Consider the following 19877-nt stretch of genomic DNA (forward strand, 5'->3'; position numbering starts at 1 on the left):
TGGGAGCAACAATCGTGCCAAGGGTGAGGTTTCCGGGGGCAAAACCCGGTAGGGGGCGTCACACCGCCAAATCGAGCGTGTGGGGGTCGTCGGGGTCGTCCGACTCCAGAACAAGCGCCTCGGGCTCGTCTTCGACGTTCTCGAGTTCGAGCACGTCGTCCCGTGCATCGCGTCGGGCGTCCCGACGCCGGTCCCCCGCGCGGCGCGCCACGCTTGGAGGCTGCACGGCCGGAGTGGCCGGCACGATGCGATCGATGTCGCCCATCGTCCTAGCGGACCGGGACCCCGCCCTCCTGCTGCATGAAGTTGCGCAACCGGGTCATGGCCTGGGTGTGCAGTTGGTAGACGCGGGACTCGCTCACACCGAGCACCTTGCCAATCTCTTTGAAGGTCAGGCCTTCGAAATAGTAGAGTGCGACCACGAGCCGCTCGCGCTCGGGCAGCTTGTCCACACCGGTGGCCAGTTGCCGCCGGACCTCGCGTCCCTCGACCTCGCCCTCCGGGTTCGCGTTCTCGTCGACGATCAGCTCGACAAAGTGGATGTGGTCGTCGCCGTCGCCCGTGGTCAAGATGTCGTCCAGGCTGTACACATTCGTGCGGCCCATGCGCACCATCAGCTCCGACACGTCTTGCTGGCTCATCTGCATGGTCTCGGCGATCTCGTGGTCGGTCGCCGGTCGGCCCATCTTGGTTTCGAGCGCCATCATCGTGCGATCGAGCGCCTTGAGCTTCTCTCGAATCGATCGCGGGACCCAGTCCTCGTCGCGCAGCATCTCCAAAATCGCGCCACGGATCAAGGCGATGGCGTACGTTTCGAACTTGACGTCGCGCGTCGGGTCGAACTGATCGACGCTCTTGATCAAACCGATGACGCCCGCGCCGATCAGGTCTTCCCGATCCAGACCGCCGGGAAGGCTCGTGACGAGGCGGCCCGCCGTGATCTTGACGAGGTACGAGTAGTGGTTGATGAGGTGCGCGCGCGCCTCCGGGTTCTTGTAGACCTTGAAGTCCACCCACGATCGCTTGAGCTGCTCTGGCGACAACGGCATAATTCCTTCCTCAATCTCCCTGGCCGCACCCTCTGGGCGACCAAGCGCTTACTCTGGCCCGTGCGGTTGAATCCTCACTGTAAAGAACACGTACCATAGCTGAGTCCCAATCAAACCCAGCAAAAATGCGAGGCCCGCACGCCAAAGGCATGTAATGGGATCGACCTGGGCGAGAATTCCCGCCGCCAAGGCCACCAGACCTGCCAATCCCGCTACCACCTTTGCCATCGACGATTGCTCCGTCTCCCTCGGGGCTACTCTCTAATCCTGGCGATCTTGCGGGCCCTCTGCAGGGCAACCCTCGCAGTTTCTGAGAGGTTTTCGGGCTCGGGAACCTAAAGCGGAATGCGAAGGCCGTCGTAAGCCAGTTCGATTCCGTCGGGCAAGATCGCGTTCGTGGCATGGTGATCGTAGTCGTGGCTGAGATGGGTGAAGTACGTTTTTCGCGCGGCGAGCCGCTGGGCGACCTCGATCGCCTTCTCAAAGTGGAAGTGGTTCGGGTGCGGTCGCTTGCGCACCGCGTCCAACACCAACGTTTCCAACCCCTGAAGGTGCGCCTCGGCCTCCGGGGGGATCTCCCCCACGTCGGTCACGTACGCGAAGTCGCCCACCCGCAAGGCAAGGACGGGCCACGGCCCGTGAACGACGCAGAAAAGCTCGATCTCGAAGCCGCACGCGTGCAGGACGAGAGGCGCGTCCCGCAGGTCGAAGCGTGGCACCTCAACGTCGGCCTGCAGGGGTTCGAACGCGTAAGCGAAGATGCGGCGGATGTCCTGCTGGTACCTCGGAAGGGTGTAGATCGGCATGTCGCGCTTGCCGACGATGCAGAAGGAACGCAGGTCGTCCATCCCCATGACGTGGTCCGCATGCGTGTGCGTGAGGATCACGGCGTCCACCATCCGAACGTGCTCGCGAAGGAGTTGGAGCCGCAACTCGGGCGGACAGTCCACCAGGACGTTGCCCCCCTCGCCCTCGAGCAGCAGCGAACAGCGGGAACGGTGGTTCTTCGGCTCGGCAAGATACGCCTCGGGGTACTCCACGCCCAACATCGGGACCCCGTTGCTCGTCCCCGAGCCCAAGATCACGGCCGTGGCCATCAGAGTTCGCCGGAGCGCTTGAGCACTTCCGCTGCGATCAGCGCGCTGGGCACGTCCGAGTACTGCGCGACGCGCTCGATGCACCGCGCAAAACTCCGCTCGCCCGGCTCGTCGTACTCGCCCTGGTCCCGACGCGCGCTGGCCACGATCTCAATGGCCTCCTCGAGGAAACGGGCCCGGTTTTGGGGCAGCGACTTGTTGCTCATGGCCGCGTAGCGGCGGCTCAGCTGCTCGTAGACCTGTTCCCAGTTGCTGCGGGCGGACATCTCCGCGCGCATCTTCTCGAGCGCAGCTTCCTGGAGTCGGCGGGCTTCGGCGTCGCGACGCTTGACCGCCTCGTAATCCGCCGGCTCGACGCCGTCGATGATGCGCAGGGTCACCGGCGCGTTCATCCGCTCGGCGAATCCGTTTTCGATCAGGCGCTTCGTGTGCGCCATTCGGAGGTGGCCCGCAAGCTCCGAGTCGTTGTGCGGCAGACCCATCACCAGCACACCGTCCTCCAGAACCAAGGGCTTGCAGGCGTTGAGCGCCGACCAGACGCCGACACCCGTCACCGCGTTGCGGACCTCCGGCAACACCTCGCTCCAAATCTCTGCCAAGTCCGCCATCCGCCAGATTATAGACGGGCCGCGTACGGCTAGCCCTCGACAGCCCGGGCCGGCTGGAAGATGCTGATCCAATCGCCTTGGACCGTCGCGGTGCCGGTCATCCCCTCGCCGAGCATCGAGAAGACGGGGTACGCGCACTGAAGCTCCCGCGCGGCACCGTTCTCGAACCGGACGCGCGCAAAGAACCGGATCCCCGGGTAATCGGGATCGAAATCGCTGAACATCATCTCCGAGGTCCCGGGCATCAGCGCGTACCTGGCCAGAATCCGGACCCTTGCAAACTCGGGTTCGGCGGAACGCGCCCGACGGTTTCTCCCCAGCCCCCACACCAGCGCGAGGATCGCGCAGCCGAATCCCAACAGGATCGAAAGGGCCGCGAAACCCGAGAGGATGAGCAGCGAAGGGTCCTTGCCTTGCGAGTTCGCCATGCGGAGGGCGCCTCCGCCCATCAGCATCACGAAGCCGATCGCACCCAGTCCGACCAAGCCGAACGCCGCGAACACCAAACAGCCGATCGCTTTTTCGCGTTGCTCGTCCGTCATGACTCGACGCCTCTCCTCTAAGTACGGAGGAGAGGGCCGGTTCGATGCCCCGGACGCCCGATCAGGTGACGCTGCGCGAGGGTGCGGGAGCGCCGGGCAGGATCACGTCTGCGACGGCGTAGGAGCGGCGGATGTCGTGGATGCACACCTTGGCGCGGTGGCCGATGTACTCGGCCCCATCCAGAAGCTCGATGTAGTACCCATTGTCGGTCCAGCCGACCACCTTGTTCGCGTTCTCGAACGCGGAGCGGCGCACGTTGCACTCGAGCACCTGGGCCCGGCGAAAACCCATGTATTTCCGGTCAAACTCCTCGATGGTCCCCGAGTGGATCTCGTACTCCTCGTACTCCATGTCGAAGTTCGCGCGGATGTAGATTCCCCGTCGCATCTCGTGCTCGAGCTCTTCCGAGTTCTCGCCGTCCGCACCGATCAGCGCCTCCACGACGGACGGGTGGCACTCGATCAGGAATGCGTTTCCCGGCTCACCCACGCGCCGCCACAGGTCGCGCTCGATCCACAGGGAAACGGTCTCCTTACTTGAAATTCTTCCCTGCCCCAGGCACATCGGGCACACGTCGGAGATCGCCTCGGTGACGGACTCTCCCGTCCGCTTGCGCGTGATCTCCACGAGGCCAAGAGAGGAGATGCGGCCGACCCGGGTGCGGGCCCGATCGCGCGACAGCTTGTTCGTGAACGCCGTGAGGACCTTTTTGCGGTCGTCCGCGGACTCCATGTCGATGAAGTCGATCACGATGATGCCACCCATGTCGCGCAACCGCAGTTGGCGGCAGACTTCGTCCGCCGCCTCGAGGTTCGCCTTGACGATCGTCTCGTTGAGCGACGTGGTGCCCACCTGCTTGCCCGTGTTGATGTCAATGGCGGTCAGGGCTTCCATCTCGTCGATCACGAGATAGCCGCCCGACTTCAGCCACACCTTGTGCTGCAGCAGACGGTCCAGCTCGCGCTCGATTCCAAAGGCGTCGTACACAGGTTCGTCGCGATCGTACATCTCGATGCGGTCCCGCAACTTCGGGGACACGATGCCGGCGACGAGATGGACCTTCTCGTACTCGTCCGGGTCGTCGATGATCAGACGATCGATCTCGTCGTCGAACAGGTCCCTCACCGTGCGGTAGAGAAGCGTCTGGTCGCGATGGACGCACGCCGGCGCGCGTTGCCGCTTGGCCGCGCGCAGCACGTTCTGCCACTCGACCTGGAGGAAGTTCACGTCCGCGGCCAGCTCGGCTTGGGTGCGCCCCTCGCACTCGGTGCGCATGATCAGGCCGAACCCCTCGGGCACGATCGCGTCGCCGACGCGGCGCAGGCGCTCGCGCTCGGAACGATCCTCGATCTTCCGGCTCACCCCGACCTGCTTGGTCTCGGGCATCAGCACGACGTAACGGCCCGGCAGGGCGATGCGCGTGGAGACGCGGGCCCCTTTGGTGCCCCGGGGACCCTTGGTGACCTGGACCATCACCTCCTGGCCGGACTTGAGCAGGTCCTTGATCTTGCGGCGCCGCAGTTCGCTGCGTTTGAGCGAAGCAGGGCTGTTGTCGCCCAGAGGCTCGTCGGGCAGGATATCGGCGACGTAGAGGAACGCGTTCCGCTCCAAACCGATGTCCACGAACGCGGCGTCCATGCCCGGGAGCACGTTCTGCACGATGCCCTTGAAGATGCTGCCGACGACGCGTTCCTCGCGCTCGACGCGGTACTCCATGAGTTCGCCGTTCTCAAGGATGGCGATCCGCGTTTCGCGGTTGCTGCAGTTGACGACGATCTCGACGGTTGTGCGACCGTTGGTCGCGCTGCGCGAGCGTGTGGAGCTTTCGGGCTTTCGCCTCGCGCGGCTCCGAGTCGCGCCTTTTCCTGAATTGTTTCTCAATGCAAATCCTTTCTGGACCCGGCCCTTTCGGGCGCAGGCGTGGGGCGTCTTGTTCGCCCCGACAGCGGTCATCTCCATTGTACCAAGACGCACGGGACGGGTCGAACGGAGCGGACGGTAAGATGGGTCGATGCCGGTTTTTGAGTTCCGCTGCGAGGATTGCGGCAAGCGGTTCAACGCCCTCATCGGGATGACCGCGGAGTCCGACGACGAAGCGTGTCCGCACTGCGGATCCGCAAAAACGCGCAAGCTGGTGAGCCGCTTTGCCCGCGTGCGGTCCGAGGACGATCGCATCGACGCCCTGGCCGACCAGTTGGAGACGATGGGCGAGCCGGACAGCCCTTCGGAGATGCGCCAGATGGTGCGCGAGATGGGCAAGGCCATGGACGAGGACATGGCCGACGACATGGAGGAGATGTTCGAAGCCGACATGGCCGGCGAGTTGGAGGACGACGTCTGAGACGCCCCGGCCAGCTCACGGTCATCTGCGGATCGATGTTCGCCGGCAAATCGGAGGAGCTGATCCGCCGCGCCCGGCGCGCCCTCTACGCCAAGCGCACCGTTCAGGTGTTCAAACCCGCGATCGATTCCCGATACGACGAGTCGAGCGTCGTGACGCACATGGGCGTGAAACACAGCGCCGTGCCGGTGCGCTCCGTGCGCGAACTGGAATCGAACATCGATCCCAAGACGCAGATCGTGCTCATCGAGGAGGCGCAGTTCTTCGACGCCTCGCTGGTCGATCTCGCCGTCCGCCTCGCGGACGAAGGGCGGGACGTCGTGCTCGCGGGGCTCGACCAGGACTTCCGGAGGCAGCCGTTCGGACCGATGCCCCAACTGCTCGCCGTGGCCGATGAGGTGGTGAAGCTCCGCGCGATCTGCATGAAGTGCGGCGCACCCGCCAGCCACACGTTCCGCGTGATCGACGGCAAGCCCGCGCACAAGGACGACCCCATCATCCTCATCGGCGCGACGGAGAGCTACGAGGCGCGCTGTCGAGAGTGCTACTCCCTCCGGGGGACACGCAAGGCGCGTCCATGACGATCACGCTCGACGCGGCCGGGACGCTCATCGACGTCCGGTGGAACCCCGTCGCGTTTGCGATCGAATGCGCCCACGAAGTGGGCCTATCGATCGAGGACGACGCGGCGGCCTCCCTTTACGACCACCTTCTCCGATCCCGTTGGGGGCACTACCGGGAGCTCAATCTCACCCGAGACCCCGACACGTGCGACGAGTGGTGGCGCGCCCTCACGCGGGAGTGGCTGGCTCGGCTCGATCAGGACCCCAGCCAGGTGGAGCCCTTGACGCAGGTGGTCATGCGCCGACTCTACACCAAGGGAAGCGAGGTGTTCCGCCTCTACGACGACACGATTCCCGCCTTGGAGGCCCTTCGGGCGGCCGGCCACCGGCTCGCCATCCTGAGCAACTGGGACTACTCCCTCCACCGCGTGGTGGCGATGCTCGAGATCGAAGGCTACTTCGACCTCGTGGTCGCCTCCCTCGAGGAGGGGCCCGAAAAGCCCGATCCCGAACTGTTCCGCATCACGCTGGACCGGCTCGGCGCGAAACCGGCGGAGGCCCTGCACGTGGGAGACAACCCGGTCGACGACCTGCGGGGCGCCCAGCAGTTCGGCATGGGCGCGATCCTCCTCGACCGCGCCGCGATCGATCCGGCGCCCCCCATCGTGCGATCCCTGCTCGACGTTCCGCTTCTCGCCGGTAACTCGCATGAGGCCTCTTGACTACGACCTGCCGGAAGACCGCATCGCCCAGCGACCGCTCGCCGATCGCGCGGCGTCGAAGCTCCTCCACCTCGACCCGTCGTCCGGACGCGTCGCCCACCTGGCGTTTCGGGACGCCCCCACCCTCCTTCGCGAAGGGGACCTGCTCGTCCTCAACGACACCCGGGTGACGGCGCTGCGCCTGATCGGTGCCAAGCCCTCCGGCGCGCAGGTCGAGTTCTTTCTCCTTCGCCCGGCGGGCCAGGACCGGTTCGAAGCGCTCGTTCGACCGGGAAGAAAGCTCCGACCCGGCGCGACGGCCGAGTTCGAGGGCGGCATCACGGGCCGTGTCGAGGCGCTTCTCCCCGACGCGCGAAGGCTGGTCTCCCTCCACCACCCGCGGGGCTTGGACCGGGCCTTGGAAAGCGTCGGGCGCGTGCCGCTGCCGCCCTACATCCACGAACTCCTCGACGATCCCGAGCGCTACCAGACCGTGTATGCGCGCACCCCCGGCAGCACGGCCGCGCCCACCGCCGGGCTCCACTTTACGGACGCGATCCTCGAGGCGATCGAAGCGCGTGGCGCCTCCATCGCGTTCGTCACGCTCGACGTGGGCTTGGACACGTTCCGCCCCATCCAGGCCGACGACCTCGACGACCACCCGATGCACGGCGAGCGGTGCGCGGTTCCCGAAGCCACGGCGGAAGCGGTGGCCGCCTGCAAGGGGCGCGTCGTCGCCGTCGGGACCACCTCGGTGCGCACTCTCGAGACCTTCTCGAAGGGACCCCGCGCGATCGAGCCGGGCGAGGCGGTGTCTCGGCTCTTCATCCGGCCCGGCTACCGATTCCTGAGCGTGGACGGCATGTTCACGAACTTCCACATGCCCCGCACGACGATGCTCTCGATGCTCGCCGCGATGGCGGGCGAGGAGAATGTGCTTCGCGCCTATTCCGAGGCCCTGGAAAACGGTTACCGGTTTTTGAGTTTTGGCGATTCGATGGTCCTTCTCTGACCCCCCGCCAGGGGCATTTCCGCTCGATTTTATGTAAACTATCCCGACCGCACCGCCTTGCGAAGGAAATCCCATTTTGAGAACCAACGAGTTTGATCCGCTGGCCTACATCGAGAGCGCTTTTCTCGATACGGAAAAGAAGAAGCCGGAGGACCTGCCCAGCCCGGAGCTAGACGAATCCTTCCCCACGCTGAAGGACTACGTGGACGGCGATGGCCGGAGCAACGGCAAACACGCCGCGCCGGACGAGGCGGAGACGGAGAAGGCGCCGCGGTTCCGGAAGACCACGATGAGCGCCCCGCGCCCAAGGCGCGCGAAAAAGCAGACGGCCCGCTCGGTGGACCCCGAACTGCAGGAGACGTGGGAGACTTTGCCCAAGAGCATCGAGTTCCTCACCAGCTTCTTCGACGACGCGGTGACCGCCAACTACTACCGCGGCGAATTCAAGGAGTCGCGCAAGGAGCTGATCCGAAGGCTTCTCGATCCCGAACTCACCCTTGAGGAGACGAGCCGCCTGCTCGGCGTGTGCCCGGCCACCGTGCGCCGCTACACCAACCGCGGCTGGCTCCAGCACCACCGGACCAAAGGCGGCCAGCGCCGATTCCGGCTCAGCAACGTCGTCCGCTTCGTCGATGCCCACGGGCGCTTCCCCGAGGCGTAAGCCGTGGCTGGCGACGCGCTCCGCATCGCCCTGTTCTCCGACAGCACGCTTCCCATCCTGAACGGCGTCGCGGTCAGCATCGACGCACTCGTGCGCGAGATGCGCAACGCGGGCCACTCGGTCCACGTCTACACCGCGGCTTTTCCCGGATATCGCGATCCCGATCCGAACACGTTCCGCTTTCCGGCGTTCGAAACCCCCTGGTCGAAGGGCTACCCCGTGGCCACGCCCCCCTACTACGGGATGCTGCACCGGTTCCGGAAGCACGCGTACGACCTGATCCACACGCACACGCCCGGCCCGATCGGACTCGTGGGACTCCGCTGGGCCCAGTCCCACGAGATTCCGATCGTCTCGACCTACCACACCCTTTACGACCGGTACGCGCACTACATCCCGCTGTTCCCTCGCCGGTACGTGCGGCACAAGATCGCCAAACACACGAACTTCTACTACAACCGGGTGGACCATGTGATCACCCCGAGCGCCGCGGCGCTCCGCTGGCTGCGGCGGCACTCGGTGCGCACGCCGGCCTCGGTCATCCCCACAGGGGCCCCTCCCCGCGCCATGCACGACCGGGCGGAAACAAGATCGAAACTCGGGATTCCCGCCCAGCAACGCATGCTGCTCTACGTGGGGCGGTTGGCTCGCGAGAAGAACCTCGGGCTCCTGTTCGACATGGCGTCCCTCGCGTTCGATCAGGACCCCTCGCTGCGGCTGTGGCTCGTCGGCGACGGCCCGTACCGTGGCGAGGCGACCACGATGGCGCGCCGCGCGGGCGTCGGCGACCGCGTCCACTTCGTCGGGGAGGTGGCCCGCAACGAGGTGGACCCGTACTATGCGGCCGCCGATCTGTTCGTGTTCAGCTCGATCACCGAGACGCAGGGCCTCGTCGTCCAGGAAGCCGGCACCTACGGGCTTCCCGCGGTAGTGGTCGGCGGCGGCGGTGCGAGCGCCGGCGTCGTGGATGGGCAGAACGGTTTCGTCGTGCGGAACGAACCGCGCGAAATGGCCGAGAGGGTGTTGGAGATCTTCGCCGACGAGCCTCTGCACGCGCGCCTGTCCGAAGGGGCGGTTCGCCTCGCGCGGCAGTACGGTTCCGAGGCGATGGCGGAGAAGGTCGTCGCGGTGTACCACCGCGCGATGGAGGCCCGGTCGCGCGAACGGGTCCGGGAGAACGACATTGTCCTCGCCTGAATCCCGTCGCTCGGGGCTTCCCCAGTTCTTCGCGGCGCTGGGCGTGCTCGTGCTGCTCAACGTCGGCCTCGGGTACCTGCCGCTCCCGGGCGACGCCGTCGTCTTCGTCGAGGTGCTGGTGGGCATCGTGTTCATCGCGCTGCCGATCCTGGGCCTGTTTCGCGCCGCGGACCACCCGTGGACGCCTCGGCTGGCGGGGACCTTCATCGTCCTCGGGCTGGCGCTTCATCTGGGGCTTGGAGCGTTGGCGCGGGGAGGCGCACTGGGCGTGGGCCTGGCGCCCGCGATCGCGCTGGCCCTCTCGCAAGCGGGCCTCGTCCTGTGGAGCGCGGGACTCGGCGCGCTTCTGGCAACGATCCTCAAGGACAAGAACCTCCTCCTCCCGGTCTCGCTGTTTCTCGCCGCGTTCGACCTGTTCTTGGTCTTGACGCCCATGGGATTCACCCAGAAGCTCATGCAGGCGCAGCCGGAGCTGCTGCCGTCGATCGGATTCGCCATTCCCAAGATCCAGGAGAATCCCGCCTACGGCCCCGTCGCGGCCACGGCCTACGTCGGGCCGGCGGACCTGCTCTTCATGGGCATGTTCTTCGTGGCGTTGTTCCGCTTCCAGATGCGGGCGGCAGAGACGTTTCGGTGGCTGATCCCCACGCTGCTGGTCTACATGGGCATCGTGCTGTTCGCCGGGCCGCTTCCGGCCCTGGTGCCGATCGGTCTCTGCATCCTGATCGTGAACTGGAAGGAGTTCAAACTCAACCGGGAGGAGTGGGTGTCGACCGGCATCGTCGCGGCGATCGGCGCCGCGATCGTCATCTGGGGGGCGACGCAGCAGCCAGCGCGGCCTGCTGGGCCTTCGCCGCAGGCGATCGTCCCAGGGTATCCAGCACCTCCAGGCTCGCTTGGGCCAAGAGCTGAAGGTCCACCCCGGTAGCAATGCCGCTGCGCTCGAGGAAGTAAACGAGGTCCTCGGTGGCGAGGTTTCCACCCGCCCCGGGGGCGTACGGGCAACCTCCCAGACCGCCCGCGCTCGCGTCGAATGCGCGAACCCCCGACTCGAGCGCCTCGGCGACGTTGGCTACGGCCGTCCCGCGCGTGTCGTGGAAGTGGTAGGCGATCTTGTCGATCCCGATCTCCGCCGATACGGCCTGGGTCAAAACGCGCACCTCGGCGGGAACGGCCACGCCGATGGTGTCGCCGAGGCTGACCTCGTCGCACCCCAGGTCGAGGAGCGCGCGGGCCACCCGAACGGTCGCGCCAGGCTCGACGCGGCCCGCGTACGGACACTCGAAGGCCGTGCTGACGTAGCCCCGCACCCACCCATCGGGAACCGCCTGCCGAAACTTGGGGACCAGTTCGCGAAAGGCGTCGAGGGAGCCTGCGATCGTCGTGTTGATGTTCCGCTCGGTGAACGCCTCGCTCGCCGCCGTGAACACGGCAATGGCCCGCACCCCGCACGCCAGCGCCCGTTCGAGCCCCTTGGCGTTGGGAACGAGCGCCGAGCAGCGGGGCCCGTTCGGAAGCTGCGGCCAGAGATCGGCGGCATCCGCCAACTGGGGAACCCATTTGGGAGAGACGAAGCTGGTCGCCTCGATCTCCTGCAGGCCGCTCGCCGCCAGGCGCTCGATGAACCGCCGTTTGACCGGCGTGGGGATCGGCGTCGCCTCGTTCTGGAGGCCGTCGCGAGGGCCAACCTCGAGGATGCGGATCAAGCGGTCGGCGCCTCCTCGACCAACACGAGCAACGCCCCCTCGGCCACCTGTTCGCCGGCCGCGACCGCCAGCTTCGCGACTACGCCGTCGAACGGCGCCGCGTACGTCTGCTGCGTCTTCATCGCTTCGAGGACCAGCAGGCGCTGCCCCTTCGCAACTTGCTCGTCCTGCCGCACGAAGACCTCGACCACCTGCCCAGGCATCGGGGCGTGCATCTCGCCGCTCGCGTGCTGGAGCGCCTGCCGCGCGCGGCTGGGTTTCTCGACGAGGAACTGCCTTCCCCGAAAGCTGACGTGGACCGAGTCGCCCACGCGCACCGACGCGGCGGTGAACGTTCCTTCGGGGGTCGGCACGATCCAGCGATCGCCCAGGCGCCGGGGGGGTGTGGCGGGACGGTTGGGCAACTCGACCTCGACCCCGTTGACGAGCCGCTTCACAACGCCCCCACGGGGCCCTGCCGCGTCGCACGGAACCGGCGCGCCGCGTCTACGAAACTGGCGAAAAGCCGCTGGGTGGCAGGGTCTTCCGGCGTACGCTCCGGGTGCCATTGGACGCCGACCAGCCACGGCCGATCGTCCGCCTCGATCGCCTCGACCACGCCGTCCTCCGCGCGGGCGACGACGCGAAGACCCGCGCCGGGATCGCCGCACGCCTGGTGGTGGAAGCTCAACCCCGTCACGTGCTCGACCCGGACGATGCTGTGGAGGAGCGAGTCCGTTTCGATGGGGCAAGTGCCGGGGTTTCCGCCCGCGTGACCCTCGTGCCCAACGAGATCCGGGATGTGCTGGACGATTCCGCCTCCGCGAACGACGTTGAGGAATTGGCACCCGTAACAGATGCCGAGGATCGGCACTTCGGCGGCGAGCGCGTGGAAGAGCGCCTTCTCGCCGGCGAACCGGGCGGGGTCCTGCAGTTCGGCCTTCGGGTGCGTGGGTTGCCCGAATTCGCGCCCGTCGATGTCGTAGCCGCCGGGGATCAGCCAGCCGTCGAGCAGGGGAGCGATCTCGGCCATCTCGGCCTGCGGCGGAATCAAGAGGGGCACGCCCCCCGCGGCCGCCACGCGCTCGGCGTAGTTCCAGTTCAGGGACAACGTGCCGCGCGAACGGCCGTTCTCCGGTTCGTGGCGACACTCGACCGTGATCCCGATGATCGGCTTCATCGTCACAAGGAGATCAGGGCGTCGATGGTCTCGACGTTCGTGCGAACCTCGTTCAGGAACTCCGCGCCGCCAACCCCGTTGATCAGCCGGTGGTCGATCGTGAGCCCCAGGTTCACCAGCCTCTTGAGGCGGATCTCCTCGGTCTCCGAGTCGAGTCCGTTGTAGCTCTCGCCAAGGAACAGGGTCGCCACGCCGGGCGGGACGACGACCGGCACCGCCTCGCGGATGTTGTGGGCCTGCATGTTGGTGAGGCTGATCGTGACGCCCTCGTGCGCCTGGTCGTGGCCATTGCGCGCCTCGGCGATCCGCTCGCGGCACGTGGTGGCGAACGTCTTCCAGTCCAAGGTGTCGGCGTCCTCGACGACGGCCAGGACCAGCTCGTCGCCGGGAAGGGCGACGGCGATCCCCAGCGACGCGTGGTCGTACGTACGGATCACGGAATCCCCGACCATGGTCGAGCGGAACTTCGGGTGGTTCGCCAAGGCCTTGGCGACGGCGAACGCGAAGATGGTGAAGGTGGACGGCTGGAAGTCGGAACCGCTCTGCTTGATGCGCGCCCGAAGCCGCTCCACCGGCCCCCAGTTGGCGGCGACCGTCATCGTGCCCGGCACGACCAGCTGCGCCCCACGGACGAGGCGGGAGGAGAGCAGGCGTTGCTTGCCGCCCATCTCGACCTCGGTGAACGGCCCGGCCGCCGAGGTCGCCGCAGGCTTGGCGGCCGTCCCTCCGGCGCCAAGATACGCGTCGATGTCCTCGGGCATCAGCTTCGATCCGGCGACGGGAACGGCGGCCAGGTCGGCCTCGCTGAGGCCCTTCTCTTTGGCGTAGGCCCTCGTGCGGGGCGGAATCGTCAGGTTGCGTCCCGCCGCGCCGTCCGAAGCGGCCTTGCGCGGGGCGGATTGGGTTTCGGAAGATCCGGCGTCCGGGGAGCCGTGGCCCGCCACCGCTTCGGTCCCTTCGGCGACCTCCATCGTCGCCACCTCTCCTCCGATGGGCAGGATCGCGTCGACTTCTGCCAGCCAGTTGACGAGCGTGCCCTCGTAGGGAGACTCGACGTCCATGACGGCCTTGTCGGTCTCCATCTGGTAGATGGGCTCGTCGCGCTTGACGGCATCGCCGGGCTGCTTGAGGACGGCGACCAGGCGGGCCTCCTGGAGGCCTTCGCCGATCTGGGGAATTCGAACGGAGATGGTCGGCATACGCTCCTAGTTTGACACGGCGGAACGCGGCGCGTGCAGGAGTGCCGCCTCAACCGAGGTATCCTATCGTGCTGTGGTTCGAGATGACGCTTCCCCCTCTCTGCGAACCGACACACCGCAACCAGGATTAGAACATGGCTAAGAAGATCACCAGCGTCATCAAGCTCAACATCGCCGCCGGCAAAGGAACCCCGGCGCCCCCCGTAGGCCCCGCGCTGGGCCAGGCGGGCATCAACATGATGGAGTTCCTCAAGAAGTTCAACGAGATGACCGCCCAGCAGATGGGCTTCACCCTCCCCGTCGAGATCAGCGTTTACGAGGACCGTTCGTTCACGTTCATCGTGAAGCAGCCTCTCACGACCGACCTGATCAAGCGTGCCGCAGGCATTGAAAAGGGCGCCGGCAACCCCAAGATGGAGACCGTCGCCACCCTCACGCGGGACAAGCTGCGCGAGGTGGCCAAACTCAAGATGGCCGACCTCAACACGACCGACGAGGAGATGGCGATGCGCATCGTGGCGGGCGCCGCCCGATCGATGGGTGTGAAGATCCAGCAGTAGCCTCGCGTTCCGCTTCGGAACACCCGATACGAAAAGCGTCCGTCGAGGCCGTAACGGATCGGACCGGTCACCCGTCCTACGAGTACTGATTCGATTGACGGATTGAAGATGATGCGTGTTTGGACCTTGATTCTAGGCTTGGCGGTCGGTGTCGCCCTGGTTTCCGCCAGGGTTGGCGACGGCCCGGGCACGGAGTCCCATCTGCCCTCGCAGGCAGCAGCCGACCTGTTGCGCGACGCAACGGGCGCCGATGGGGCGTTCCTTGCCGCCGGCCTTGTCAAGGACACCTTCCAGCAGGACAACCTGGCGTCCCTGCTTCAGTACCCGACGGACCAGGTCGTTCTGGTTCAACTGACGGGCGCCCAGATTCGCCAGGCGTTCGAACGCACGCTGTCCCTGTACCCGCTTCCCAACACGAGCTTCCTTCAAATCTCCGGGTTTGAAGTAGAGTTCTCCAAGACCGCCGATGCGGGAAGCCGAGTCACGTCCGTCACCGCTTCGGGCTCGAAGCTCGAAGACGAGAAGACGTATTCGGTTGCCATGCCGTCCTCGCTTGGTCGCGGGGGTCTGGGGTACTTCAAAATATGGGACAAGTCCAAGATTACGAAGACGTTCGAGAACATGACGGTCGAAAGCGTGCTCAAAGGCAAGCGGTACGTCGAAACCGAGCCACGGTGGGTCGGCTCCTCGCCCTTCTAGCGGGCGCCTCCCTCGCCACTTCGGCGTGCGCGCCTCCCTCCCCGCTGGAGTTCGACTCCGCCAAAGCGTGGTCCCACCTGATCAAGCAGTGCGACTTCGGGCCCCGCGTTCCCGGTACGGACGCCCACCTCAAAGCGCGCGACTACATCCAAGAGGCGATGAAGCAGTCGTGCGACAACGTCCGCCTTCAAGAGTTCACCCACATCTGGTCGCAGACGAACAAGAAGGTCACGATGTGGAACATCCTCGGCGACCAGAACTGGAAGGACGCCAAGACGAGGGTCGTGCTGGTCGCCCACTGGGATTCGCGACCCTACGCCGACCAGGACCCCGGGAGCGCCAACCGATCCAAGCCCGTGCTGGGCGCGAACGATGGCGCCAGCGGCGTGGCCGTCCTGCTCGAGCTCATGCGCGTCCTGAAGGGCCGGCACCCCGATCTGGGCATCCTGTACCTCATGACCGATGGCGAGGATCTCGGTCCGGGCCTCGACGAGATGTTCCTCGGCGCCAGCGCGTTCATGAAGAGCCTTCCCGACCCGCGTCCGGAATACGGGATTCTGATCGACATGGTCGGCGTGAAGAACGTGCGCATCCCGATGGAGATGAACAGCTTCGGCTACGCGGAATCGCTCCTGCGAGATTTCTACGCGCACGCCCAGAAGATCGCGCCGCGGACGTTCCCGATGGTGTACGGACAGTTGATCGAAGACGACCACATTCCGATGAACAAGGCCGGGCTGCCGACGATCGACCTCATCGACTTCAACCACCTCGACCACTGGCACACCGTCACGGACACCCCCGAGAACTGTTCGCCCGAGTCTCTGAGGGCCGTGGGGCAGACGCTCGAGAGCTGGCTGACCCAAGATCCTCCGTACCGCTTCAAGCGGTAGGCTAACAGAGCGTCCAAAGTTTCACGCAGAGGGCGCAAAGTGGACTCTCTTTGACACCCAAGATCTAGAACATGCTCACTCCCTTTGACTGGCAAGAAGCGATCGGACACCGCGCCCAATTCGTCGAGGCTCGCCTCGAGTCGGGATCGCCCGTGCTCGCAGCGTCCCTGAACGAGGGCGTCTTGATGCTCACCTACCGTCGCCAGGCGCGCAAGATCTACGAGATCTACGACCGGCTCGCATACGGCGCCATCGGCCAACAAAGCGACGTCGAGAACCTGCGGATGGGCGCCATCGAGTTCGCTCACATGGAGGGATACAACCGCTCCACCCGCGACGTCACGATCCAGCGCGTCGTCACCGCGCTCAGCTCCCCGCTCAAGAAGACGTTCTCGGACTTCTCCTCGGCGCCCGTCGTCGCACGCTCCTTCTTCGCGCAGGTGTGCGAGTCGATTCCCGGCGATCGCTACTACATCGTGGATTACGACGGGGACTACCAGGAGCGGACGCACTACGGGTTCGTCGCGGGCTCGAATCACGGAGCAGAGCGGATCAACAAGCAGATGAAGGCCCTGCGCTTTCGACAGATGGGCGTCGAAGAGGCGCGCGAGGCCCTCCGCAACGCCTGGGCCCTTGGGATGGAGGATGGCGAGCGCTCGGTGAAAGAGCTCACGCGGGGCCTCACCGAAGAGGTGGTCCTGCTCGAAAGGAACCCCAAAGGCGCCAACCGCTTCCGCATCGAGTTCTAAGGCCCGCTTGCCATGCCCTATTCCCCGGACTTGATCCGCACCCTGGCGAGGCGGCACGGGATCGAGGGCGAACCGGCGCTTCTTCCGTCGGGCGGCATGGTCAACGAGGCGTGGCTTGTGGGAGACGCGCACGTGCTGCGCATCGCCGTGGCCGAAGGGTGCGATGACGAGGCGGCCCGCGAAGAGGCCGTCATGCCCTTGGTTCTGGAGGCGGGCATCTGCGCGCCGAGGCTCGTCGGCTGCGACCTGAAGGTCGAGCACGCGCCGCGCCCGTACACGATTTGGGAACGCGCATCCGGCGTCCTCCTCGGTTACTGCAAGGACGATCCGCGAAGTTATCAACCCGCATTCACCGAAATCGGGCGACAAATCGCACGGCTCGGCCGAATCCTCCCGCCCCCCGACGTGCTCCCCCATCTGCGCCGCTGCAAACGTGGCGACCCGCGCCAATCGCTGCGGCGCGCCGTGGCGCGCGACCGGATCGGCTCGCGAGACGCCGACGAAATCGGTCGTTGGATCGAGGCCGTGCAACCGCAACTCGGGCGGTGCAGGCGGCGCGTCCTCCTGCACCAGGACATTCACCCCTGGAACGTGTTCGTCGACCCCGAGACGCGCCAACTGACCGCGCTCATCGATTGGGGGGACGCCGCGATCGGCGATCCCGCCTTCGAGTTCGCATCCATGCCCGTCTTCGCGTTGCCCGCCATGCTCGAGGGCTACCGCGCCGAGGGAGGTGCGCCGGACAAGGGCTTCGTCGCCCGGGCCCTTTGGAACGGCCTTTCCCTTGCCCTTTGGGAGATCCGCGAACTCGATCCCGAACTCTACGACCCTCGCTGGTGGCGTTTCGGACCCGATGGGTGGCCAAAGCTGCGCGAGACGATGTCCGAACTCTTCGGTATTGGTTTCTAGACGCAGGTAGCCTTCCCAGGATGATCGGCGCCTGGCTCCTCGCATGGTCGTTGGTACTGTCCGGCTCCTTCGAGGCGGACCTCGCGCTCGCGCTTCGGGACTCCCCCCTCACGGGGACGGCCTTTCACAGGACGGTCCTTGAGACGATGAAGGCCCACTCGCTGGTCGTTCCGTACAGCCGAAGCAAGCAGGGTCCCATCGCGCGGACACTGGTCGACGACTCGGCACGGATCGTCTGGGGGAACGCGGGCTACAACCGCACGGGTTGCGATCAGTACGTGATTTGGCGGGAGAAGGAAGCGCTCCGCGTCCAGAAGCTACCTCGACCCCAAGGAGAGGACTCCGACTGGGTTCTCTTCGAACCTCCGGTGCTCCGGGGCGACGAGCTCGTTCAGTGCGGCGATGCCTCCGCCGAAGGCAACTGGTCTCGGCCCAACGTCCGGATCTATGCCAATCAGGGCGGCAAGTGGGAGCTTGAGCAGTCTCTTTTTCCTGGGGACGCCATGTCCGCCCAGGGCACGACGTTTCTTCGACGGCATGGAACCATCGACCCGAACGTCGTCGTGTCGATGACACGCGTCTACCCGAAGTACCTCAATGCCGCCCATGTGGGGCCTCTCTTGATCCACGACCTCCGATTCACGCGTTCGGCAAGCGCATTCAAGCAGACTCTGGACCAGAGGCGCGAGACACCACTTGCCACCCTCGAGGACCTCTCGCGAGCCTACGTCGCAGACGACAAGCGCTCCTTCGACGCCCTCGTCCCACCGGCGCTTCGGTCCGCCATCTGGAACGTCCTCCTCGACAACCCGCGGGGAGAGCCTTGGGTGAGCACCACAAGCAACTTTGTCAGGGACGACTCACCGTCCCTTGTTCTTGGAGACACCCTCCAGATCGAGTTCGAGAAAAGGGGTAGTCGCTGGGTGCCGTCCAGCGTGAAACGACGGAAGAAGAGCCACTGATCCGGTCCTACGGTTTCCGCCAGACCCGAACCCAATCGACGATCATCCAGTCGGGCAGCGTCGCATCCTGGATATTCCCCGCCCAGGAACCCACCTCGAGCGAGAGGATCAGGTACTCGGGCCGGCTGGAAACGACCACGCGGGCGTCCGACTTGGGCACCCACGTTTGCCTCCCATCCACGAAGAACCGAAAGCCCTTGGGCTCCCAAAGAACGCCGTAAGTGTGGAACTCCTCCGCGGGGCGAAGGTCTCCAACCTTGGCGCCGGTGCTCTTGTGCCGATCGCCGTAGCCGTTCCAGTGCAGGTTGTGCTGCACTTCCCCGCCACCCGCCATCCGCTGGTGAAACTCCACGATGTCGACCTCCGTGCCGCTGTTCGGGTCGTCGGGCGGGTTCCCCATCCCGTCGCAGTTCAGCCAGAAAGCGCCCCAGTGCCCCAGTTGCGTTTGGAACTGGATGCGCGCTTCGAAGTAGCCATACCGCGGCGCAAAGGTGCCGCGCGTCCAAATGCCTCCGGATTGGATCAAGGACTTCCCATCAGGCCCCGTCACGCGGCGTGTGGTGATGTAACACTGTCCCCGGCCATCGAGCCGCGCCGCCTCGGGCACGTTCACGGCATCCCGCCTCGGGCCGAGCGCCCACGGCTTCCACTTGGTCTGGTCGATCCTCCATCCGTCGAACTCGTCGTGCCACGCCAGTTGGTAGCCGGGCATGGGTGCAGGGATCTGCGCCCCTTGGGCAGCGAGCATCATGCAGGCGGCGAGCATGGAGTCAGATTACTTGAGCCTACGCGTCCCGCAGCCGCGCCGCGCTCTCCTCGGCCAGCGTGTCGTTGATGAACGCCCCCGCGCACGCTTCGCTGCCCGCCAGGTACTTCAGCTTCTCGGCGGTGCGGTGCGGGGGAAGGAACTCCACGAAGAAACGCCCGCCCTCGTGCCCGCGCGGCGCGTGGTGCATCGCCATCATGTACGGAAGCGAAAACCCGAACAGCCGGTCGTAGCGCCGCGCGACCTCGAGCAGCGCTTCAGCCAAGCCGTCGAGTTGGCGGGGGTCCATCGCTTCGAGCGTATCGACCGGTTCCAGCGGGACGACCCACACCTCGTACGGGTAGCGGGCGAAGTACGGCACCACCGTCACGAACGCCTCGTTGCGCCCCACCACGCGAGGCCCCCCAGCCTCCTCGTCCAACCACGCCTCCCACAAGGATCGCCCATTCTCCAGAAGGTGCGACCGCTCGTTCGAGACGCGGCGCGCAGCCGTTGGCGGCACG

At 66.0% G+C, this 19877-nt stretch carries 24 protein-coding genes; 12 read left to right on the forward strand and 12 right to left on the reverse strand.

What is annotated here, in order from left to right:
• Nucleotides 1–58 precede the first annotated feature (58 nt).
• From M9921_15495 to M9921_15520, 6 genes are all read right to left on the reverse strand, one after another.
• Nucleotides 59–265: a hypothetical protein gene (locus tag M9921_15495; protein ID MCO5298252.1), complete on the reverse strand. Its 207-nt coding sequence runs from the start codon at nt 263–265 to the stop codon at nt 59–61.
• A 4-nt stretch (nt 266–269) separates the two neighbouring features.
• The gene (locus M9921_15500; protein ID MCO5298253.1) at nt 270–1049 is read right to left on the reverse strand and encodes a FliA/WhiG family RNA polymerase sigma factor; all 780 of its coding nucleotides are present in this window, start codon (nt 1047–1049) and stop codon (nt 270–272) included.
• Between the two features lie 335 nt (nt 1050–1384).
• Nucleotides 1385–2146, reverse strand: coding sequence for an MBL fold metallo-hydrolase (locus tag M9921_15505; protein ID MCO5298254.1), 762 nt, complete (start codon nt 2144–2146; stop codon nt 1385–1387).
• Nucleotides 2146–2754 carry a hypothetical protein gene (locus tag M9921_15510; GenBank protein ID MCO5298255.1) on the reverse strand — a complete coding sequence of 203 codons (609 nt, stop codon included), beginning with the start codon at nt 2752–2754 and terminating at the stop codon, nt 2146–2148. Before M9921_15510 ends, M9921_15505 begins: the two co-directional genes overlap by 1 nt.
• 29 nt (nt 2755–2783) lie before the next feature.
• Nucleotides 2784–3296: a DUF2500 domain-containing protein gene (locus M9921_15515; GenBank protein ID MCO5298256.1), complete on the reverse strand. Its 513-nt coding sequence runs from the start codon at nt 3294–3296 to the stop codon at nt 2784–2786.
• A 61-nt stretch (nt 3297–3357) separates the two neighbouring features.
• The gene (locus M9921_15520; protein MCO5298257.1) at nt 3358–5178 is read right to left on the reverse strand and encodes an Rne/Rng family ribonuclease; all 1821 of its coding nucleotides are present in this window, start codon (nt 5176–5178) and stop codon (nt 3358–3360) included.
• 130 nt (nt 5179–5308) lie between these two features.
• Between M9921_15520 and M9921_15525 the strand changes: the two genes are divergently transcribed.
• From M9921_15525 to M9921_15550, 6 genes are all read left to right on the forward strand, one after another.
• A complete protein-coding gene (locus tag M9921_15525; GenBank protein MCO5298258.1) occupies nt 5309–5638 on the forward strand; it encodes a zinc ribbon domain-containing protein in 330 nt (109 codons plus the stop codon).
• A 35-nt stretch (nt 5639–5673) separates the two neighbouring features.
• Nucleotides 5674–6219 carry a thymidine kinase gene (locus M9921_15530; protein MCO5298259.1) on the forward strand — a complete coding sequence of 182 codons (546 nt, stop codon included), beginning with the start codon at nt 5674–5676 and terminating at the stop codon, nt 6217–6219.
• Complete coding sequence (locus M9921_15535; protein MCO5298260.1) at nt 6216–6923, forward strand: HAD-IA family hydrolase; 708 nt, start codon at nt 6216–6218, stop codon at nt 6921–6923. The genes M9921_15530 and M9921_15535 overlap by 4 nt, the downstream gene beginning before the upstream one ends.
• Nucleotides 6910–7914, forward strand: coding sequence for a tRNA preQ1(34) S-adenosylmethionine ribosyltransferase-isomerase QueA (gene queA / locus M9921_15540; protein MCO5298261.1), 1005 nt, complete (start codon nt 6910–6912; stop codon nt 7912–7914). The genes M9921_15535 and queA overlap by 14 nt, the downstream gene beginning before the upstream one ends.
• 76 nt (nt 7915–7990) lie before the next feature.
• Complete coding sequence (locus tag M9921_15545) at nt 7991–8575, forward strand: helix-turn-helix domain-containing protein (protein MCO5298262.1); 585 nt, start codon at nt 7991–7993, stop codon at nt 8573–8575.
• A gap of 3 nt (nt 8576–8578) precedes the next feature.
• Complete coding sequence (locus tag M9921_15550; GenBank protein ID MCO5298263.1) at nt 8579–9772, forward strand: glycosyltransferase; 1194 nt, start codon at nt 8579–8581, stop codon at nt 9770–9772.
• Between the two features lie 806 nt (nt 9773–10578).
• On the opposite strand, the gene M9921_15555 is transcribed toward M9921_15550, so the two are convergent.
• The 4 genes from M9921_15555 to M9921_15570 are packed head-to-tail and all read right to left on the reverse strand — an operon-like array spanning nt 10579 to nt 13836.
• Entirely contained in the window at nt 10579–11478 is a 900-nt protein-coding gene (locus tag M9921_15555) for a hydroxymethylglutaryl-CoA lyase (protein ID MCO5298264.1), read from the reverse strand.
• The gene (locus M9921_15560) at nt 11475–11915 is read right to left on the reverse strand and encodes a biotin/lipoyl-binding protein (GenBank protein ID MCO5298265.1); all 441 of its coding nucleotides are present in this window, start codon (nt 11913–11915) and stop codon (nt 11475–11477) included. The genes M9921_15555 and M9921_15560 overlap by 4 nt, the downstream gene beginning before the upstream one ends.
• Entirely contained in the window at nt 11912–12637 is a 726-nt protein-coding gene (locus M9921_15565; protein ID MCO5298266.1) for a gamma-glutamyl-gamma-aminobutyrate hydrolase family protein, read from the reverse strand. Before M9921_15565 ends, M9921_15560 begins: the two co-directional genes overlap by 4 nt.
• Before the next feature lie 2 nt (nt 12638–12639).
• On the reverse strand, nt 12640–13836 hold the full coding sequence (locus M9921_15570; protein MCO5298267.1) for a 2-oxo acid dehydrogenase subunit E2: 1197 nt from the start codon (nt 13834–13836) through the stop codon (nt 12640–12642).
• A 134-nt stretch (nt 13837–13970) separates the two neighbouring features.
• Here M9921_15570 and rplK point away from each other — a divergent pair, with 134 nt between their 5' ends.
• The 6 genes from rplK to M9921_15600 all read left to right on the forward strand — a co-directional run bounded on the left by rplK (nt 13971) and on the right by M9921_15600 (nt 18608).
• Complete coding sequence (gene rplK / locus M9921_15575; GenBank protein MCO5298268.1) at nt 13971–14396, forward strand: 50S ribosomal protein L11; 426 nt, start codon at nt 13971–13973, stop codon at nt 14394–14396.
• A gap of 108 nt (nt 14397–14504) precedes the next feature.
• Nucleotides 14505–15095: a 5'-nucleotidase C-terminal domain-containing protein gene (locus tag M9921_15580; protein MCO5298269.1), complete on the forward strand. Its 591-nt coding sequence runs from the start codon at nt 14505–14507 to the stop codon at nt 15093–15095.
• A complete protein-coding gene (locus tag M9921_15585) occupies nt 15071–15988 on the forward strand; it encodes a M28 family peptidase (GenBank protein ID MCO5298270.1) in 918 nt (305 codons plus the stop codon). The genes M9921_15580 and M9921_15585 overlap by 25 nt, the downstream gene beginning before the upstream one ends.
• Nucleotides 15989–16059: 71 nt before the next feature.
• A complete protein-coding gene (locus M9921_15590) occupies nt 16060–16737 on the forward strand; it encodes a hypothetical protein (GenBank protein ID MCO5298271.1) in 678 nt (225 codons plus the stop codon).
• Between the two features lie 12 nt (nt 16738–16749).
• Nucleotides 16750–17646, forward strand: a complete 897-nt coding sequence (locus tag M9921_15595; protein ID MCO5298272.1) for an aminoglycoside phosphotransferase family protein — start codon at nt 16750–16752, stop codon at nt 17644–17646.
• Between the two features lie 20 nt (nt 17647–17666).
• Entirely contained in the window at nt 17667–18608 is a 942-nt protein-coding gene (locus tag M9921_15600; GenBank protein ID MCO5298273.1) for a hypothetical protein, read from the forward strand.
• A gap of 7 nt (nt 18609–18615) precedes the next feature.
• On the opposite strand, the gene M9921_15605 is transcribed toward M9921_15600, so the two are convergent.
• Together M9921_15605 and M9921_15610 are read right to left on the reverse strand one after the other, a co-directional pair.
• On the reverse strand, nt 18616–19374 hold the full coding sequence (locus M9921_15605) for a glycoside hydrolase family 16 protein (GenBank protein ID MCO5298274.1): 759 nt from the start codon (nt 19372–19374) through the stop codon (nt 18616–18618).
• Nucleotides 19375–19393: 19 nt separating this feature from the next.
• Nucleotides 19394–19877: hypothetical protein (locus tag M9921_15610; GenBank protein ID MCO5298275.1), on the reverse strand; the 484-nt coding region annotated here is incomplete at its 5' end.

This window comes from Fimbriimonadaceae bacterium (genome assembly GCA_023957775.1).
Classification (GTDB): Bacteria; Armatimonadota; Fimbriimonadia; order Fimbriimonadales; family Fimbriimonadaceae; genus JAMLGR01.

What these genes read in the sequence shown, in the direction of transcription:
- M9921_15495 (MCO5298252.1), bottom strand. Translation starts at nt 265, where the DNA reads ATGGGCGACATCGATCGCATCGTGCCGGCCACTCCGGCCGTGCAGCCT.
- M9921_15500 (MCO5298253.1), bottom strand. Translation starts at nt 1,049, where the DNA reads ATGCCGTTGTCGCCAGAGCAGCTCAAGCGATCGTGGGTGGACTTCAAG.
- M9921_15505 (MCO5298254.1), bottom strand. Translation starts at nt 2,146, where the DNA reads ATGGCCACGGCCGTGATCTTGGGCTCGGGGACGAGCAACGGGGTCCCG.
- M9921_15510 (MCO5298255.1), bottom strand. Translation starts at nt 2,754, where the DNA reads ATGGCGGACTTGGCAGAGATTTGGAGCGAGGTGTTGCCGGAGGTCCGC.
- M9921_15515 (MCO5298256.1), bottom strand. Translation starts at nt 3,296, where the DNA reads ATGACGGACGAGCAACGCGAAAAAGCGATCGGCTGTTTGGTGTTCGCG.
- M9921_15525 (MCO5298258.1), top strand. Translation starts at nt 5,309, where the DNA reads ATGCCGGTTTTTGAGTTCCGCTGCGAGGATTGCGGCAAGCGGTTCAAC.
- M9921_15530 (MCO5298259.1), top strand. Translation starts at nt 5,674, where the DNA reads ATGTTCGCCGGCAAATCGGAGGAGCTGATCCGCCGCGCCCGGCGCGCC.
- M9921_15535 (MCO5298260.1), top strand. Translation starts at nt 6,216, where the DNA reads ATGACGATCACGCTCGACGCGGCCGGGACGCTCATCGACGTCCGGTGG.
- queA (MCO5298261.1), top strand. Translation starts at nt 6,910, where the DNA reads ATGAGGCCTCTTGACTACGACCTGCCGGAAGACCGCATCGCCCAGCGA.
- M9921_15565 (MCO5298266.1), bottom strand. Translation starts at nt 12,637, where the DNA reads ATGAAGCCGATCATCGGGATCACGGTCGAGTGTCGCCACGAACCGGAG.
- M9921_15570 (MCO5298267.1), bottom strand. Translation starts at nt 13,836, where the DNA reads ATGCCGACCATCTCCGTTCGAATTCCCCAGATCGGCGAAGGCCTCCAG.
- rplK (MCO5298268.1), top strand. Translation starts at nt 13,971, where the DNA reads ATGGCTAAGAAGATCACCAGCGTCATCAAGCTCAACATCGCCGCCGGC.
- M9921_15580 (MCO5298269.1), top strand. Translation starts at nt 14,505, where the DNA reads ATGATGCGTGTTTGGACCTTGATTCTAGGCTTGGCGGTCGGTGTCGCC.
- M9921_15590 (MCO5298271.1), top strand. Translation starts at nt 16,060, where the DNA reads ATGCTCACTCCCTTTGACTGGCAAGAAGCGATCGGACACCGCGCCCAA.
- M9921_15595 (MCO5298272.1), top strand. Translation starts at nt 16,750, where the DNA reads ATGCCCTATTCCCCGGACTTGATCCGCACCCTGGCGAGGCGGCACGGG.
- M9921_15600 (MCO5298273.1), top strand. Translation starts at nt 17,667, where the DNA reads ATGATCGGCGCCTGGCTCCTCGCATGGTCGTTGGTACTGTCCGGCTCC.
- M9921_15605 (MCO5298274.1), bottom strand. Translation starts at nt 19,374, where the DNA reads ATGCTCGCCGCCTGCATGATGCTCGCTGCCCAAGGGGCGCAGATCCCT.